This window comes from Pseudoalteromonas simplex (genome assembly GCF_015278155.1).
GTDB lineage: Bacteria > Pseudomonadota > Gammaproteobacteria > Enterobacterales > Alteromonadaceae > Pseudoalteromonas > Pseudoalteromonas simplex.
The window spans coordinates 126,692-145,328 of record NZ_JADILN010000007.1; the positions used below are offsets into that span (position 1 = coordinate 126,692).

The window sequence follows — 18,637 nt, forward strand, 5'->3', positions numbered from 1 at the left end:
AGTTAGTGTATAAATAAGGTATAACTATGGAAGGCAAAAAATGAAATCTAACACTATTAATACTCATATTATTTGGGCTACATGTTTATTTATAAGCACTGCGGCGAGTGCATCAGTGTATCAGTGCGAAAAAAATGGTGTGGTTGAGTTTAGTCAGTTGCCATGTGGGGAAGATGCTAAATTAATAACAATAAAAGAGCAAAACCCTTTCCTATCCAATGCTGTACAAGGAAAAAGTACTGAGTCAGTATATTCTCAAACGACTGGTCAAGTTGATAGCTATATCAGGACCAAACAAATAGCAGCAGAAATAGCTGAGCATAATAATAAAATAGATACCTTTAAGCTTCGTATGAATAATGAAATTGCAGCATTAAATAATCAGTCCGATGCGCAGTTACAAAACTTAGTTGGTGCAAAAAAACAAGCCGCTATTGCAAAGCAAATGAGTGCTGTATCTGAGCGTTATGCTGTTCTTATTGACAATGAACAGCGTAGTATTGACAGACTAATCGCCGAAAATAACAGAATAAACAATAGTTTCAATGAACTATCAAATAACGATGAGGTTGATAGCTTTATTCGCAGCAAACAAATCATGCTACAAATCTCTGAGCATGAAAATAAGATCGATACTTATAACGAACAACTAAACCAACAGATTAGCTTACTAGAAAAGCAAGTTAGTCATAGACCAAATAACTTAGCTGACGCAAATAGTGATCAAGCTTTAGTTGATAAAATGAGTGCGTTGACAAGCCGCTTCAATACACTTATCTCTGTTGAGCAAAGGCAAATTGATAGACTTCGAAATGAACTGAGTCAATTGTGAGCTTTATAAACGAAGCGTCTTGTTTTAATAGAAACCACGGTAGAGTGTGAAAATAAGTAACTTTTCACAATATTAGAAAAAATACGAATAGCCAGCTCCCAAGCTTGTTGCTGATGGCTATTGTAAGTCTTGATAAAGAGTAGGCGAGTCTCAATAAAAGCCTCACAAAGAATATCAATATCTTTTGACGCTACGTTTAAAAAGCTCAGGTTATTCGCTAAATAATGAATAAACGGCGTGACTTGCTGTAAGTCATCAAGGTGACTTACTACTTTGTTGAGCGCACAGTAAAGAATATAGCTACGCTTAGTTATGCTGTCTTGCTCAGGCACTGTCATGGTTAACTGACGAGCATTAAGGCTGCGATGATATGCGCTTATAAACTGATGAAAATCGGGTTTTAGCAATTCAATATCTTGTAGTAACAGTCTTTTTTGAAATGAAGATAGACTCATAGTAAATCGCTTAATAGTCAAGGCTATAGGTTATTCTTATTATATGACTAAATATAGACGAGAATTTTCAGTTATGGGAAATTTTATGACAAGGTTGTCATAAAATTTTTAGGCAAAAAATAGTCTAACTAATTCATATAGGAAGGTTGCTAATTGAGCGCTACATGCTTATAATAGCCGCCATTGAATTGAGGTGTTTAGCACTCGATTAAATGATATTAAGTAACTTTTAATATCTATTGGCGCGGGATGGAGCAGCCTGGTAGCTCGTCGGGCTCATAACCCGAAGGTCGTCGGTTCAAATCCGGCTCCCGCAACCAAATACATGCTAAGGCATTGTAAGTGTACTTAGTATGCACAGTAATTTTTACTGTATGAAGTCGCGCATTCTGGTAATGCGCGTTTTGCGTTTAGGCTATCTAGTTTAATTTAGTCAGGTGACTGACTCGCAACCAAGCTTGGCCCTAGGCCACACAGTTTTATGCTTTAGGTGTGACGCCCCGCTTGGTTCGGGGCGTTGTTGTATCTGCTTGGCGGTGATTTTAAATCATTATTAAACTCAGTATTTCAGGGCTATATGCCCTTTTTTTGTTTGTATGGAGGATTTTCGTGACAAAACTTGAGCAAGATTTAGTAGCCATGCTCTCACCGGCCGTTGAAATGTTAGGCTTTGAGTTACATGGTCTTGAGTTTGTGCAAGCTGGTCGCCACTCTACATTACGTGTTTATATCGATCACGATGCAGGGATTACGGTTGACAATTGTGCCGACGTTAGTCGTCAAGTTAGCGCAATTTTAGACGTCGAAGACCCAATTACAAATGAATATGATTTGGAAGTTTCGTCTCCTGGTGTTGATCGTCCATTATTCAAACAAGATCACTACGAGAAGGCGCAAGGAGAAGAAGTACGCGTGCGTACTAAGCTTCCGCAAGATGGTCGTCGTAACTTTAAAGGCGATTTAGTATCAGTTAGCAGTGATATGATCACACTTTCAGCAGATGGCACTGAGCATATGATTATGATCAGTAACATTGAACGTGCGAACATCATCGCAAAGTTTTAATTCGAGTGCGAAGGAATAGGGCAAGCGAGGCATAACCCATGGCAAAAGAAATATTATTGGTTGCTGAAGCCGTCTCCAATGAGAAAGCGGTTCCAAAAGAAAAGATTTTTGAAGCGTTAGAGTTCGCATTAGCGACTGCGACAAAGAAAAAACACGATGGCGAAATTGAAGTTCGCGTATCAATCGATCGTAAAACAGGTGATTACGACACATTCCGTCGTTGGAAGATTGCTGAAGTTCTTGAAGATGGTTCTTTAGAAAACCCTTACAGCGAAATCACACTTGAAGCGGCACAGGTTGAAGACGAAAGCCTACAATTAGGCGATTACGTTGAAGAACAAATTGAGTCAATCAAGTTTGACCGTATTACAACACAAATGGCTAAGCAAGTTATCGTACAAAAAGTACGTGAAGCTGAGCGTGCATTAGTGGTTGAAGAATACAAAGATCAACAAGGCGAATTAGTAACAGGTGTTGTTAAAAAAGCAACCCGTGATGCTATCGTACTTGACCTAGGTAACAATGCTGAAGCGGTTATCTACCGTGATGATATGTTACCGCGTGAAAACTTCCGCCCGGGTGACCGTATCCGTGGTCTTCTTTATGAAGTTAAGCCTGAAGCTCGTGGCGCGCAGTTATTTGTAACGCGTTCTAAGCCAGAAATGCTAATGGAACTTTTCCGCATTGAGGTGCCAGAGATTGGCGAAGAGATGATTGAACTACGTGCAGCTGCACGTGATCCAGGCTCTCGTGCAAAAATCGCGGTAAAATCTAACGACAAACGTATCGACCCAGTAGGTGCGTGTGTTGGTATGCGTGGTGCACGTGTACAAGCAGTTTCAACTGAGCTTGGTGGTGAGCGTGTTGATATCGTTCTTTACGATGACAACCCAGCGCAATTCGTTATCAATGCAATGGCGCCAGCAGAAGTTGCGTCAATCGTAATGGACGAAGATACACACTCAATGGATATCGCTGTTGAAGCCGATAACCTAGCACAAGCAATCGGTCGTAATGGTCAAAACGTTCGTCTTGCTAGCCAGTTAACTGGTTGGGAATTAAACGTAATGACCGTTGATGACATGCGTGCGAAGAACGAAGCTGAATCAGATAAGCTAATCAACTTATTCACTGAGTACCTAGATATCGATGATGAGTTTGCAACATTACTTATCAACGAAGGTTTCTCGACACTTGAAGAAGTGGCTTACGTACCAGCATCAGAATTCTTAGAAATTGACGGTTTAGATGAAGAAACAGTTGATATCTTACGTTCACGTGCAAAAGACGCATTAACAACGAAAGCGCTTAAAACTGAAGAAAGCTTAGAAGGTGCAGAACCTGCAGAAGACCTACTAGCACTTGAAGGTTTAGAGCGTCACCTTGCATTTGTTATGGCAAGTAAAGGTGTAGTAACACTTGAAGACTTAGCTGAGCAAGGCATTGATGAGTTAGTAGACATCACTGAACTTTCAGAAGAAGAAGCTGGCAAGCTAATTATGGCTGCGCGTAACATTTGTTGGTTCGCAGACGAGTAATTTATTAACGGAGGTATTACACACTATGGCAGAAGTAAATGTTGAAAAACTAGCCGGAGATATTGGTACAACTGTTGATAAATTACTACAGCAGCTAGAACAAGCCGGTATTTCTAAAAAAGCAGGTGATATGGTAACTGAGTCTGAAAAGTCGACGTTATTAGATCACTTGAGCAAGCAGCACGGCGGCACGGGCTCAGAAGGCCCAGCTCGCATGACTTTGCAACGTAAAAGCAAAAGTACGCTAAGCGTAACTGGCTCTACAGGTAAAGCGAAGTCTGTGCAAGTTGAAGTACGTAAAACACGTACTTACGTTAAGAAAAGCGCCATTGAGCAACAGCAAGAAGAAGAGCGTTTAGCTGCAGAAGAAGCTGCACGTAAAGCAGCAGAGCTTAAAGCCCAGCAAGAAGCTGAAGAGCTTAAAGCGAAACAAGAGGCAGAGCGCAAAGCGAAAGAAGAAGCTGAGCGTAAAGCCAAAGAAGAGGCTAAACGTAAAGCTGAAGCTGAGCGTAAAGCGAAACAGAAGCAGATGACCCCAGAGCAAAGTGCTAAGTCTGAACAAGATCGCGCCGAAGCTGAGCGTCTGCAAAAAGAAGCAGAAGAGGCCGCATTGAGAAAAGCTGAAGAAGAAGCGAAACGTCAAGCAGAAGAGGCAAGAAAGCTAGCTGAAGAAAATGAAGCTCGCTGGAAAAAGGAAGAAGAAGAGCGTAAGCAGCGTGAAGAAAACGCTGATCACCACCTTACGACTTCTACTTACGCACGTGAAGCAGAAGATGAATCTGATGCACGTGAAGAGCAAAGCGCTCGTCGTAAGAAAAAGAAAAAAGGACCTCAAAAAGAGAAACAGCCTACAGGTCCTAAAGGCAAGAAAGGTAAGCTGAAAGCACCAACGTCTTTACAACATGGTTTCCAAAAACCAACAGCAGACGTGAAAAACGAAGTTCGTATCAGTGAAACAATCACTGTTGCTGAGCTTGCATCACGTATGGCTGTTAAAGGTGCTGAAGTTGTTAAAACGATGATGAAGATGGGTGACATGGTTACCATCAACCAAGTGATCGACCAAGAAACAGCACAACTTGTAGCTGAAGAAATGGGTCACAAGGTTATTATCGTTAAAGAAAACGAATTAGAAGAGAAAGTACTAAGCGATCGTAGCGAAGAAGGTAAAGCAATTCCTCGTGCGCCGGTTGTAACGGTAATGGGTCACGTTGACCACGGTAAAACGTCAACACTTGACTACATTCGTTCAGCAAAAGTTGCTTCAGGTGAGGCAGGTGGTATTACACAGCACATTGGTGCATACCACGTTGAAACAAATGGTCACATGATCACGTTCTTAGATACTCCGGGCCACGCCGCGTTTACATCAATGCGTGCTCGTGGTGCTAAAGCAACGGATATCGTAATCCTAGTCGTTGCTGCGGATGATGGTGTAATGCCACAAACTAAAGAAGCGGTTCAGCACGCCCGTGCTGCAGGCGTTCCTTTAATCATCGCAGTAAACAAGATGGATAAAGAAGGCATCGACCCAGATCGCGTTAAGAACGAACTAGCACAATTAGACGTTATCCCAGAAGAGTGGGGTGGTGACACGCAATTCGTTCATATCTCAGCAAAAACAGGTTTAGGTATTGATGACCTACTTGAAGCAGTACTAATGCAAGCTGAAATCCTAGAGCTAACTGCACCAGCTGAAGGTATGGCTGCAGGTGTTGTAATTGAATCACGTCTTGATAAAGGCCGTGGTCCAGTTGCGTCAATCCTAGTTCAGTCTGGTACGCTTAACCAAGGTGATATCGTACTATGTGGTCTTGAATATGGCCGTGTACGTGCGATGAAAGATGAGAACGGTAAAGATATCAAGTCTGCGGGTCCGTCTATCCCAGTTGAGATTTTAGGTCTATCAGGTATCCCTGCTGCTGGTGATGAAGCAACAGTAGTTAAAGATGAGCGTAAAGCACGTGAAGTAGCACTTTACCGTCAAGGTAAGTTCCGTGAAGTGAAGCTTGCTCGTCAACAAAAAGCGAAGCTTGAAAACATGTTTACGAACATGGCTGAAGGCGATGTATCAGAAGTTAACATCGTTCTTAAAGCTGACGTACAAGGTTCAATTGAAGCAATCGCTGATTCATTAACTAAGCTTTCTACTGATGAAGTTAAAGTGAAGATTGTTGGTTCAGGTGTAGGTGGTATCACTGAAACTGATGCAACGCTTGCAGCGGCGTCAAACGCAATCGTTGTTGGCTTTAACGTACGTGCTGATGCATCAGCTCGTAAAGTAATTGAGTCAGAAAACCTAGACTTACGTTACTACAGCGTAATCTACAGCCTGATTGAAGAAGTTAAACAAGCGATGTCAGGCATGCTTGCACCAGAATTCAAGCAAGAGATCATTGGTCTTGCTGAAGTTCGTGACGTGTTCAAGTCACCGAAGATTGGTGCAATCGCAGGCTGTATGGTTACTGAAGGTATCGTTAAGCGTAGCGCGCCTATCCGTGTACTTCGTGATAACGTGGTTATCTATGAAGGTGAACTTGAGTCACTACGTCGCTTTAAAGATGACGTTCAAGAAGTACGTAACGGTATGGAATGTGGTATCGGCGTTAAGAACTACAACGATGTTAAAGTTGGCGACCAAATCGAGGTATTCGAGACGGTTGAAGTACAACGTTCACTTTAATTTCGTTTAAGTTATTGCTTTAAATGGGGGCCTAGCCCCCATTTGTGTATTCGTAATTAAATTAACTTATTCTTTAACATCAATAAGTTATTATTTTAGAGTGAAATGAAATGAGAGAATTTTCTCGCACTGATCGTGTTGCACAGCAAATTCAAAAAGAGATTGCTGTTATTCTTCAACGCGAAATCAAAGATCCACGCTTAGGCATGGTGACAGTGTCTGCGGTTGAGGTATCTCGCGACTTATCTTACGCAAAAGTATTTATCACAGTGTTTAATACTGATGATGAAGATAAAGCCAAGCAAAGCGCTAAAATCTTAAATGAAGCAACGGGTTATATTCGTTCTTTATTAGGTAAACGTATTCGCGCGCGCATCATGCCTGAGTTACGTTTTGTGATCGATAACTCGCTTATGGAAGGTATGCGTATTTCAAACTTGGTTGATTCAGTTATTCGTGAAGACAATGCCAAGCATGTAGACGAAGATGACAGCGAAGAAGGCACTAAAGACTAATGGCTAGACGCAGTAAAGGTCGTGCTATTGACGGCATCTTATTACTTAATAAGCCGCAAGGTATTTCATCAAACAAAGCATTGCAGCAAGCAAAGGGAATTTACTTTGCTCAAAAAGCAGGCCACACCGGTGCGCTTGATCCGCTCGCGACGGGTATGCTGCCTATTTGTTTTGGTGAAGCGACTAAGTTTACCCAGTTCTTGCTTGATACTGACAAAACCTATGTTGTACGCGCCAAACTTGGTGAGCGAACCACGACCTCTGATTCAGATGGTGAAGTGGTTGAAACGCGTGACGTATCGGTCACCCGTGAACAATTAGCTGAGCAAATTGCCAGTTTCTTAGGTGAGTCGGATCAATACCCTTCGATGTACTCTGCGCTTAAATACCAAGGCCAGCCTTTGTATAAATATGCCCGCGAAGGTATTGAAGTGCCGCGTAAGTGTCGAAAAATTAATGTATTTAGTTTAACGCTTGATGAGTTTGATGAAGCTAATAACGAAGTACAAATGACGGCACACGTCTCTAAAGGCACTTATATTCGTACTATTGTTGACGACTTAGGTGAAAAACTTGGCTGTGGTGCGCATGTCATCATGTTACATCGTAGTGCTGTTGGCCACTATCCAAGTGAAAAAATGGTTACTCTTGAGCAACTTGAAGAAAAGCTACAGCAGGCAAAAGCAGACGATGTTGCGCCTTCAAGCTACCTCGATGAGCTACTACTGCCAATGGATACTGCTTTGGTTGATTTACCTGTGATTGAGATCACTCAAGAGCAGGGCGTGGCATTTAGTCATGGTCAAACAGTGGTGATTGGTAAGCCTGTACCAGATGGTGTGGTAAAGGTAATGGCTGATGGGGTGTTCATTGGTACTGGTGAGCGTCATAAAGACGGCCACTTGAAATCAAAGCGTGGCTTATCAAATCAACTGCCTGAGTAAAGATTACCTTGTAGTTATTAGCAAAGCTGGGTAGAATACGCCCCGCTCAATCGTTTTGGCTGAATTAGTGATCGGCTAAAACACAATTTAAATTAATTTTTGGAGTTACTATGTCACTAAGCAATCAAGAAAAAGTTGAAATCATCGCTAAATTTGCACGCGCTGAAGGCGACACTGGTTCACCTGAAGTACAAGTTGCACTTCTAACTTTCGATATCAACAAGCTTCAAGGTCACTTTGCTAGCCACAAGCACGACTTCCACTCACGTCGTGGTCTTCTTCGCAAAGTAAGCCAACGCCGTAAACTGCTTGACTACCTTAAAGGTAAAGACATTGCACGTTACACTGCGTTAATCCAAGAGCTTGGCCTACGTCGCTAAGAACTAGATTACGAGAAAAGGGGCTATTTAGCCCCTTTTTTTGTGCGCGCATGAAAGGTATACTAGCGCACACCTAGGTAGTGGATACTGCTTAGATATTAAAAAACATCATTGCCAATTGTAGTACTTAATCGTGTTTTCATAAGCACAATTAAGTACTGTAATTGGTACTTTGATGGACTATTTTTTACCAATTCGGAGCATAGCTCTGAGTTGCTTTTACATTTAAAGGACATTTTTAAGTGCAAGCAATTATTAAAGAATTTCAACTAGGTCAACACACTGTGACCCTAGAAACAGGTGCTATAGCTCGTCAAGCTGACGGCGCAGTACTAGCAAGCATTGGCGATACTTCAGTATTAGTTACTGTTGTTGGTAAGCGTGATGCACAACCAGGCCAAGACTTCTTCCCACTAACAGTTAACTACCAAGAGCGTATGTACGCTGCGGGTCGTATCCCTGGTGGTTTCCTTAAGCGTGAAGGTCGTCCTAACGATGGCGAAACACTTATCGCTCGTCTAATCGACCGTCCAATCCGTCCACTTTTCCCAGACGGCTTCGTAAACGAAGTACAAGTAATCGCGACAGTTGTTTCTGTTAACCCAGAAATCCAACCTGACATGGTTGCTATGATCGGTACTTCAGCAGCACTTGCTATCTCTGGTATTCCATTCAATGGTCCTATCGGTGCATCACGTGTTGGTTTCATCAACGGTGAATACGTACTTAACCCAACACTAGCTGAGCTTGAAGAAAGCCAATTAGACCTAGTTGTTGCTGGTACTGATAACGCAGTACTTATGGTTGAATCAGAAGCTGAAACACTATCTGAAGACGTAATGTTAGGTGCGGTTGTTTATGGTCATGAGCAATCTCAAGCTATCATCAACGCAATCAACGAGTTCAAAGCTGAAGCGGGTAAACCAGCTTGGGATTGGACTGCACCAGAGAAAAACGTAACACTTGCTGAGAAAATCTCTGCAATTGCTGCTGATAAAGTAGGTGAAGCATACCGCATCACTGACAAAGTAGCGCGTAAAGAAGCACTAGGTGCAGCGAAAGAAGAAGTGGTTGCTACATTAACAGCTGAACTTGCTGAAGGCGAAGAGCTAGATACGCAAGAAGTTGGTAAACTATTCGGTTCTTTAGAAAAAGAAATCGTTCGTGGCCGTATCATCGCTGGTGAAAAACGTATCGATGGTCGTGAACCAGATATGGTTCGTGCACTAGACGTAATGACGGGTGTTTTACCACGTACTCACGGTTCTGCAATCTTCACGCGTGGTGAGACGCAAGCACTTGTAACTGCAACGCTTGGTACTGAGCGTGATTCACAGTTAATCGACGACTTAACAGGTACTAACAAGCATCACTTCATGCTTCACTACAACTTCCCTCCGTTCTGCGTAGGTGAAACAGGTTTTGTAGGCTCTCCTAAGCGTCGTGAAATTGGTCACGGTAACCTAGCTAAGCGTGGTATCGCTGCGGTACTACCTACACTTACTGACTTCCCATACTCAATCCGTGTTGTTTCAGAAATCACTGAATCAAACGGTTCATCGTCTATGGCATCAGTATGTGGTACATCACTAGCACTTATGAATGCAGGTGTACCAATCAAAGCATCTGTTGCTGGTATCGCGATGGGTCTAGTTAAAGAAGGCGACGATTTCGTTGTTCTTTCAGATATCTTAGGTGATGAAGATCACTTAGGTGACATGGACTTTAAAGTAGCAGGTACTTCAAACGGTATCACTGCACTACAAATGGATATCAAGATCGAAGGTATCACTAAAGAAATCATGCAAATCGCCCTTAAACAAGCGAAAGCAGCACGTCTACACATCTTAGGTGTTATGGACGAAGCGATTGCAGCACCTTCTGAAGAGTTATCTCAATTCGCACCACGCATCTACACTATGCAAATCCCTGCGAAGAAAATTGCTGAAGTTATCGGTAAGGGTGGCGCAACTATCCGTCAACTTACTGAAGAAACTGGCACAACGATCGAAATCGAAGATGACGGTACAATCAAGATCGCTGCAACTGACGGCATCAGCGCAAACGATGCAATCAAGCGTATCGAGCAATTAACTGCTGAGCTAGAAGTAGGTACTATCTACACTGGTAAAGTTGTACGTATCGTTGATTTTGGTGCGTTCGTTAATATCCTTCCGGGTAAAGACGGTCTAGTGCACATTTCACAAATCAGCACAGAGCGTGTTAACAACGTAACTGACCACCTAAGCGAAGGCCAAGAAGTTAAAGTTAAAGTTCTTGAAGTAGATCGCCAAGGTCGTGTACGTCTAAGCATCAAAGAAGCTATGGAACCAGCTGCTGAAGAAAAAGCAGAAGAGTCTAAAGACGCTTAATGATGATTACATAACCAGTTATTTACTGGATATAAGAAAAAGGGGCTGTTTAGCCCCTTTTTTTATGCTTTAATGAAACCTATCCGCTTCGCCTTTGTCTACAGAGAATTCAGGTATTAAGGAATTTAATGATTTTTAAACACTTAGCATTGACCGCTGTGGCTATTTTTTCTTTAAGTGCATGTCAAACAACTTCACAACCTGAGTCAGTCCCTATTGTTAATGTGCCTTTTACCGCACCATTAGCACCTGATTTTCGTAACGAAATTACGATTGCTCGCTATTCTGAATTACTAAACCGTGCTGATTTAAGTGCCGAGCAACAAGCCAAACTTTATTATGATCGCGGTGTATTATTTGACAGCTTAGGTATGTCGACCTTGGCGCGTATTGACTTTAACCGTGCGATTAAGCTCAAACCAGACCTAGCTGAGGTGTATAACTTCTTAGGCATTCATCACACACTAATGCAGCAGTATGAACAAGCTTATGAGTTTTTTGATTCGGCACTTGAGCTTAACGAGCAGCATGAGTATGCCTATTTAAATCGTGGTATTGCCCTTTACTATGGTGACCGCCCATCACTTGCACAAGATGATTTACAGCAGTTTTTAAATCGTTCACCAAGCGACCCTTACCGTGTGCTATGGCTTTATTTAGCTCAATCAGAAGCTGATAAAGCGCAGGCCTTAGTTGATTTAAAAGCTAACTCGCAGGGTGTTGATGAGTCTCAATGGGGTTACCAACTGTTGGCACTTTATTTAGGTGACATTAGTGAGTTTGAGTTTTTATCTGGCATTATTGAAGGTGTAACTTCAGAGCAAGAGTATGCGCACCGCTTATGCGAAGCTTATTTCTACCTAGCGAAGATGCATCAAGCGGCGGGTGATAACTACCTTGCTGCCGATTACTTTAGACTTGCACTTGCCACCAATGTGCATGAGTTTGTTGAATACAAATATGCCCGTTTAGAGCTTGAGTTAATGGCTGGTGAAAACGCAAGCTAAGGTTTTTTTTACTGTTATTCTATTGCTGAGCTTGGGTTTTGTTTCAAGCTCAGTGTCTCGTTTTATTCCCGCTTACGCTTTTTACGCAAATACCACTCCTTCACAAGCAACGGCTATCTATCACTTGGCGCCCAGCGCCATTAATTTGCAGCATTTAGTGCTGCGCAACTCACAGCTTCGCCAGTTAGCAAAGCTAAATGATAGTAATGCTGCGTATCAGCTTGCGCTCAGATTTTTGCAGCAACTAGATTACAACGCAGCAAAATTATGGTGGCAGCCTTACTTTGCTAAATTCACTTCAGCGCAGCAACAAACCTTAGCGGAGCAGCTAGTTAGAGCAAACCAGTGGCTCGATATAAGTTACCTAGGTAAAGCTGGCAAGTTACCTGACGGAGATGCCAAGCAAGCTTGGCTATTGCAACAACAAATGCCGCCAGCTCAAATTGACCCAGCTTATGCGCAGCAACAGCAATTCGCTTTATCAACAGCGACTTTACAAGCAAGTAGTCAGTGCCAATTTAATGTTTTAATGATGACAGATCATTACAAGGGCATTGATACTTTAAAGCAGTATAAGCAGCAATATAGTAAAGCGCCTGAGCCTGCAAAAGGCAGCTTTTGTTTAACTGATGTTGTTTATGTTGCCGATAAGTTTAGCTGTGATGGCAACGATGGGGCGCTTGAATGTAACTGGCAAAATGCGGCTGAGTATTCATGGCCTGAAGGTTTTGACTTTATTGTGATGATGTCAAAGCAAGGGGCTGCTAATGTGCTTGGCGGGATTATGCATATTAATTCATCGCAATCTTACGCGGTATTTCTACATGAGCTAATGCATTTTAATGGTTTTGAAGATGAATATGTTTTAGCAGAGCAAAAACAACAGTGGCTGTGTAATCAACAGGGGCTAGTTGCGCCAAATCTATTTATTGCAAATGAGGTTTCTCCGCCAAAAGGGTGGCAAAAAAGTATCGCTTGTAGCAACAAAAAAGCCTATAAACCAAGCCCTAATTGGTCAATAATGCAATACCAAACTATGAGCCTGTCTGAGCAATACCGAGAGCTTTGGCAAAAACAAATTAACCAGCCCTTAACAAAGCCGATTCGGTTTTCTGAATATTTTGCCTTTTTAGGCTTAAAGCCAGTGTTTACAACAGCTTCCAAAGAGCATAAATTTTCTGACTAATCGTCTATTTATTGCTATTTTAGTATGCAAAGTGGTTAAATGTTGTGCGAATAGGTGTGTCTCCTATAGACAAAATAGCACCTGATCAGTATAACTATACGCATTGTAAGCTTTTTTTAAGCCAACTTTTAACCATCCAAATGAACAGTACGCAACTAATTAAAACTAGAGCGGTATTGATATTCTTATGACACTAAAAGGCTCCTAATTATGACTTTGCTCTGGATACCCCTGTTATCCTTAATCGGCAGTGTTATTTCATCCTGCACTTCAAAACTAACACGTAACCAAAGCACTGCTTTGACCATGTTAGCGCCTTTGATTGCCCTTGGAATTGTATTTTCGTATACCCCTGCAGTCTTTTCTGGCGAAACAATTCGCTACACTGCTGAGTGGATCCCTCTTTTAAACATGCAAGTCTCGTTTCGACTTGATGGTTTAACGTTACTCTTTCTATATATGATCTTGGGTATCGGTACCCTGGTGATTTTTTATGCGCGTTATTACTTGAGTAGTAGCGACTCAATGCCAAAGCTATACTGCTATTTAATGCTATTTATGACCGCAATGGTCGGCATCGTGATGTCGAATAATGTGATCCAGCTGTGGTTTTTCTGGGAGCTCACCAGTATTAGCTCGTTCTTATTGATTAGCTATTGGTGGCATAAGTCAGAAGCTCGCAAAGGCGCACGCATGGCACTTGCTATTACCGGTGCCGGTGGTCTTGCGTTACTAGCAGGTTTATTACTGATTGGTGATATTGTTGGTAGCTATAATCTTGATGTTATCTTAGCAAGCAAAGCACTTATTCAATCTCATGCACTTTATGAAGCTGCGCTGGTATTAGTGCTTTTAGGTGCATTTACTAAATCTGCACAATTTCCATTTCATTTTTGGTTACCCCATGCGATGGCGGCACCGACACCAGTCAGTGCCTACTTGCACTCTGCAACCATGGTTAAAGCAGGTATCTTTTTATTAGCGCGTTTTTATCCAGCGCTATCAGGCACAGATACTTGGTTTATCTTAGTGGCAATGACGGGTCTGGCGACTTTATTGGTTGGCGCTTACATCGCGTTATTTAAGCATGATTTAAAAGGCTTGCTGGCTTATTCAACAATCAGCCATCTAGGTTTAATTACATTACTCTTAGGCTTAGATACTGAGCTTGCTACAGTGGCTGCTATCTTCCACATCATTAACCACGCAACCTTTAAAGCGTCGTTATTTATGGCAACGGGTATCATTGACCATGAAACTGGCACCCGTGATATGCGTAAACTTAATGGTATGTGGCGCTTTATGCCGTATACCGCCACACTTGCTATGGTGGCAGCGGCAGCCATGGCGGGCGTGCCACTGTTAAATGGTTTCTTGTCGAAAGAAATGTTCTTTGCCGAAACTCTACATCAACAAGTGCTTGGCTCTATGTCGTGGTTAATACCAGTGTTAGCGACGATTGCTGGTGCACTCTCTGTTGCGTATTCAGCACGCTTTATTCACGACGTGTTTTTCAATGGCGACCCAATCGATTTGCCAAAACAGCCTCATGAGCCACCGCGCTATATGCGTGTACCAATCGAAATTTTGGTTGTGCTATGTTTACTCGTTGGTATGTTCCCGCACTTTGCAGTAAGCGATATTTTAGCTGCGGCGTCTTATGCTGTGCTTGGTGATGCTGCCCCAGATTATAAGCTATCAGTATGGCATGGCTTTAACTTACCACTGTTGATGAGCTTTATTGCAACAAGCGTGGGTGTGATGATTTATGTGCAGCGTAAGCATCTGTTCCATTTCCAAGCGTCATTACCAACTCTTAATGCTAAAAAAGGCTTTGAGCGTGGCTTATATAGCTTAATTAAGTGGTCACAAGAAAAGATTAAACGTATCGAAAATGGCTCGTTACAGCGCTATGCCTTTGTAATGATTGCGGTGGTGCTCATGTGTGCGGGCTGGCCTTTATTTGAAATGCGCCAGTTAGCAGGAGCAAGCGAGTTAACGCCAATCGATTTCCACAATGCTATTGGTGCTGGCTTACTAATAATAGGTGCGTTGGCAACGGTTATTTGGCACCGCTCACGAATGATATCTTTGATTATGATTTCAATCGTAGGCCTGATGGTGTCTGTTGCATTTACTCGATTCTCTGCGCCAGATTTAGCGCTAACTCAGTTAACGGTTGAAGTTGTCACCGTAATGCTACTGATGCTTGCACTGTTCTTTTTACCACAGCGTACTCCGAAAGAATCAAGCTCACTGCGTATTCTGCGAGACTTGGGTATCTCATCGGCAATTGGTGTGGTCGTGGCGAGTATTTGTTATGCACTGCTGACAAGACCACTTGAGTCAATTTCTGACTTCTTTGTTGCTAATGCAAAAACTGGCGGTGGTGGTACTAACGTTGTAAACGTTATCCTCGTTGACTTTAGGGGTTTTGATACCCTAGGTGAGATTACCGTATTGGGTATTGCTGCGTTAGGTATTTATAAGCTTCTTATTAACTTGCCGCTGTTTATGCCAGCAAGTGATAGTGAAGGGCGCCCATGGGCAAGAGAGCGTTATCCAATTCTACTGTCGAGCATTTCACAAAGTTTGTTACCACTAGCATTACTTGTGTCTGCGTATATTTTCTTACGTGGTCATAACTTACCAGGTGGAGGCTTTATTGCAGGACTGGTTACCGCGATTGCATTTATTTTGCAATATATGGCTAATGGTTCGCATTGGATTGCAGACAGATTTGACGTGAATTATCGTAAGATTATTGCGTCAGGTATTGCTATTGCATTGTTTACAGGTATTGGAAGTTGGTTCTTCGAACGTCCATTCCTAACAACCTGGTTTGATTATTTTGATATTCCGCTAGTCGGCAAGACAGAACTTGCTAGTGCTATCGTATTTGATTTAGGTGTGTATTTAACTGTTGTAGGTGCAACGCTGATGATTTTAGCAAGTTTAGGTAAATTAACTGCTGATACACCCAAGCAAGAGGTAAATATTTAATGGAAGTATTGTACGCATCATGCGTCGGCGTGCTGGTTGCATGCGGAATTTACTTAATATTGCGGGCTCGTACCTTCCCAGTGGTACTCGGCCTGACTATGTTGTCGTATGCAGTTAACCTGTTTTTATTCTCTTCAGGTCGTTTAACTATTAACAAAGCCGCTGTACTTGGTACAGGTAGTGAGTATGCCGATCCACTCCCTCAAGCATTGGTTTTAACCGCCATTGTAATTGGCTTTGCGATGACCGCTTTTGTGGTTATTTTAGCGATTCGTGGCCGTGCTGACTTGGGTAATGACCATGTTGATGGCCATCTTGTTAAATCATCGAAGGAGCAAAAATGATTCAGCATTTAGCTTCTTTACCGATTTTAATTCCGATGTTGGCAGGCGTTATTTTACTCATGCCGCCATGTGGAAAAAACTTACATATCCGCCGTGTTTCGTCGGTTATTTTGTCGATTGTTACACTCTTGGTCAGTGCTTATTTATTATTTCACGTAAATAGTACTGCACCGCTTGTTTACGCAATTGGTGATTGGTCTGCACCATTTGGTATTGTGCTGGTTGCCGATAGGCTAGCAACGCTACTCGTGCTACTTACCAGTTTCCTTGGTGCGGTCGTAGTGCTTTACAGCTGTGCTGGCGATGATAAAAAAGGGAGCTTTTTCCATCCGTTAGTGCACTTTTTAGTGTTAGGTGTAAATGGCGCCTTTTTAACGGGCGATGTATTTAACCTGTTCGTATTTTTTGAAGTGCTGTTGATTGCTTCGTATTCATTATTGATGCATGCCGGCAATAAACATAGTACCCGAGCTGCACTGCAGTACGTCATTTTAAACCTGATTGGTTCAAGCGTATTCTTAATTGCGCTGGGTGTACTTTATGGTGTGCTAGGCACATTGAACATTGCTGATTTAGCGCAAAAAGTACCACAGCTGACGGGTGATGATGTTTACCTTGCTAAAATTGGTGGCTTGCTGTTAATCGTGGTATTTGCGTTAAAAGGCGCGTTATTACCGTTACATTTATGGCTACCGAATACCTACGCCAGTGCAATGCCATTAGTTGCTGCATTATTCGCGATTATGACCAAGGTCGGTGTGTATGCCATGTTGCGCGTGTATACCGTAATATTTGGTGATAATGCTGGTGAGCTTGCTCATATGGCACAGCCTTGGTTATGGGGCTTAGCACTAGCGACCATCGTAATGGGTGGTATTGGTGTATTAGCGAGTCAAGATTTTAGAAAGCTTATTGCGAATCTGGTGGTTGTGTCTGTCGGTACTTTAGTGGCATTGGTTGCGATTCAAAATGTTGCTGCAACCGCGGCATTACTTTACTACTTAGTGCATTCAACCATTATTTGCGCAGCACTATTCTTAATTGCTGATTTAATTGCTCAACAGCGCGGTAAAGTTGCTGACCGGTTAGTTGCTGGGCGCGCCGTTGCACAGCCATATTTACTTGGTACTTGTTTTGTAGTGGCCGCGCTTGCTGTTGTTGGTATGCCACCGTTATCTGGCTTTGTCGGCAAAGTATGGATTTTAAAGAGCACGCTAGATAGCGAAAAAGCCATGTTGTTTTGGCCAATCTATCTAGTGTCTAGTTTAGCGTTATTAGTGGCGGTTTCACGAGCTGGTACCAGCTTATTTTGGGATCACACCCACAAAGACAGTGAAGCAATTGAAGGCACTAAAGCACATCCTGTTAAAGTAATAGCTGTAGTTGCATTACTTGCGTGTTCACCTTTAATGGTTGTGTTTGCAGGACCGATTTCAGACTATATGTTAGCAACATCAGAGCAGTTGTTTGATATCAACACTAGCATCAACGCTGTATTACAAGGAGGCCAATAATGCGTTTAGAAGCTCGCTTTCGTTGGTTGCCAACACCATTTCGCAGTGTTTTATTATTCATTGTATGGCTGTTGTTAAATAACAGTGTGTCGCCAGGACACCTGTTTTTAGCTGCATTTTTTGCCATTACTATTCCGTGGATCACATTCCCATTTCGTGATCCTCAGCCGCTTATTGTTAGGCCAGGTCTTGCGTTTAGGCACTTATTGTTAGTGCTGTACGATATTGTCACTGCCAACTTACAAGTAGCCCTGTTGATCCTTGGGCCAACGAAAAAGTTACGCCCAGGTTTTATCAAAGTACCATTGGATTTAAGCCATGAAATGCCAATCACTATATTGGCAAGCACAGTATCTTTAACACCAGGTACTGTGAGCGCAGAGGTTTATCCTATTCCTGAATCACTCGAAGAGGGCGAAGAAATTCAGCAGCGCTACTTATTGATCCATGTACTCGACTTAGCTGATGAACAAGCGTTAATTAATACTATTAAGCAGCGCTACGAAGCACCGCTTAAGGAGATTTTTCGATGCTAGATACCGTTTTTCTAATTGTTTTTGCAATGATAGCCATATCTTTATTGTTAAACCTATGGCGTTTAATTGTTGGGCCGTCGGTACCTGATCGTATATTGGCTTTAGATACTATGTTCATAAATACCATTGCTTTAATTATTCTTTATGGCATGAGCATGGGCACCGATTTGTATTTTGAAGCCGCATTATTAATCGCCATGCTTGGCTTTGTGAGCACTGTAGCGGTATGTAAATACCTGCTGCGTGGCGATATTATTGAATAA

At 42.4% G+C, this 18,637-nt stretch carries 16 protein-coding genes and 1 tRNA gene; 16 read left to right on the plus strand and 1 reads right to left on the minus strand.

Annotation, left to right across the window (positions count from 1 at the left end):
- Positions 1-40: 40 nt before the first annotated feature.
- On the plus strand, positions 41-832 hold the full coding sequence (locus tag IRQ78_RS14495; protein ID WP_054553179.1) for a DUF4124 domain-containing protein: 792 nt from the start codon (positions 41-43) through the stop codon (positions 830-832).
- On the opposite strand, the gene IRQ78_RS14500 is transcribed toward IRQ78_RS14495, so the two are convergent.
- Positions 823-1,287, minus strand: coding sequence for a globin family protein (locus tag IRQ78_RS14500; RefSeq protein ID WP_194442573.1), 465 nt, complete (start codon positions 1,285-1,287; stop codon positions 823-825). The two genes, IRQ78_RS14495 and IRQ78_RS14500, sit on opposite strands and share 10 nt — an antisense overlap.
- 243 nt (positions 1,288-1,530) lie before the next feature.
- On the opposite strand from IRQ78_RS14500, the gene IRQ78_RS14505 reads away from it, so the two are divergent.
- From IRQ78_RS14505 to IRQ78_RS14575, 15 genes are all read left to right on the plus strand, one after another.
- Positions 1,531-1,607: transfer RNA gene (locus IRQ78_RS14505), tRNA-Met, on the plus strand.
- A gap of 289 nt (positions 1,608-1,896) precedes the next feature.
- Positions 1,897-2,352, plus strand: coding sequence for a ribosome maturation factor RimP (gene rimP / locus IRQ78_RS14510; RefSeq protein ID WP_054553177.1), 456 nt, complete (start codon positions 1,897-1,899; stop codon positions 2,350-2,352).
- Positions 2,353-2,390: 38 nt separating this feature from the next.
- Positions 2,391-3,890, plus strand: a complete 1,500-nt coding sequence (gene nusA / locus IRQ78_RS14515; protein WP_054553176.1) for a transcription termination factor NusA — start codon at positions 2,391-2,393, stop codon at positions 3,888-3,890.
- A gap of 25 nt (positions 3,891-3,915) precedes the next feature.
- Positions 3,916-6,573, plus strand: a complete 2,658-nt coding sequence (gene infB / locus IRQ78_RS14520) for a translation initiation factor IF-2 (protein WP_054553175.1) — start codon at positions 3,916-3,918, stop codon at positions 6,571-6,573.
- Positions 6,574-6,683: 110 nt separating this feature from the next.
- On the plus strand, positions 6,684-7,088 hold the full coding sequence (rbfA, locus tag IRQ78_RS14525; protein WP_054553174.1) for a 30S ribosome-binding factor RbfA: 405 nt from the start codon (positions 6,684-6,686) through the stop codon (positions 7,086-7,088).
- A complete protein-coding gene (gene truB / locus IRQ78_RS14530; protein ID WP_054553173.1) occupies positions 7,088-8,032 on the plus strand; it encodes a tRNA pseudouridine(55) synthase TruB in 945 nt (314 codons plus the stop codon). Before rbfA ends, truB begins: the two co-directional genes overlap by 1 nt.
- A gap of 110 nt (positions 8,033-8,142) precedes the next feature.
- A complete protein-coding gene (rpsO, locus tag IRQ78_RS14535) occupies positions 8,143-8,412 on the plus strand; it encodes a 30S ribosomal protein S15 (RefSeq protein ID WP_054553172.1) in 270 nt (89 codons plus the stop codon).
- Between the two features lie 242 nt (positions 8,413-8,654).
- Positions 8,655-10,784, plus strand: coding sequence for a polyribonucleotide nucleotidyltransferase (pnp, locus tag IRQ78_RS14540; RefSeq protein ID WP_054562096.1), 2,130 nt, complete (start codon positions 8,655-8,657; stop codon positions 10,782-10,784).
- Positions 10,785-10,912: 128 nt separating this feature from the next.
- The gene (gene nlpI / locus IRQ78_RS14545; protein ID WP_054553170.1) at positions 10,913-11,791 is read left to right on the plus strand and encodes a lipoprotein NlpI; all 879 of its coding nucleotides are present in this window, start codon (positions 10,913-10,915) and stop codon (positions 11,789-11,791) included.
- Positions 11,775-12,977: a hypothetical protein gene (locus tag IRQ78_RS14550; RefSeq protein ID WP_194442574.1), complete on the plus strand. Its 1,203-nt coding sequence runs from the start codon at positions 11,775-11,777 to the stop codon at positions 12,975-12,977. The genes nlpI and IRQ78_RS14550 overlap by 17 nt, the downstream gene beginning before the upstream one ends.
- A 210-nt stretch (positions 12,978-13,187) precedes the next feature.
- Positions 13,188-15,980, plus strand: a complete 2,793-nt coding sequence (locus IRQ78_RS14555; RefSeq protein ID WP_054553168.1) for a monovalent cation/H+ antiporter subunit A — start codon at positions 13,188-13,190, stop codon at positions 15,978-15,980.
- The gene (locus IRQ78_RS14560) at positions 15,980-16,324 is read left to right on the plus strand and encodes a Na+/H+ antiporter subunit C (RefSeq protein WP_054553167.1); all 345 of its coding nucleotides are present in this window, start codon (positions 15,980-15,982) and stop codon (positions 16,322-16,324) included. The genes IRQ78_RS14555 and IRQ78_RS14560 overlap by 1 nt, the downstream gene beginning before the upstream one ends.
- On the plus strand, positions 16,321-17,838 hold the full coding sequence (locus IRQ78_RS14565; protein WP_138598983.1) for a monovalent cation/H+ antiporter subunit D: 1,518 nt from the start codon (positions 16,321-16,323) through the stop codon (positions 17,836-17,838). The genes IRQ78_RS14560 and IRQ78_RS14565 overlap by 4 nt, the downstream gene beginning before the upstream one ends.
- A complete protein-coding gene (locus IRQ78_RS14570; RefSeq protein WP_054553165.1) occupies positions 17,838-18,374 on the plus strand; it encodes a Na+/H+ antiporter subunit E in 537 nt (178 codons plus the stop codon). The genes IRQ78_RS14565 and IRQ78_RS14570 overlap by 1 nt, the downstream gene beginning before the upstream one ends.
- Positions 18,368-18,637 (plus strand): K+/H+ antiporter subunit F, encoded by a 270-nt coding sequence (locus IRQ78_RS14575; RefSeq protein ID WP_054553164.1) that lies wholly within the window; start codon positions 18,368-18,370, stop codon positions 18,635-18,637. The genes IRQ78_RS14570 and IRQ78_RS14575 overlap by 7 nt, the downstream gene beginning before the upstream one ends.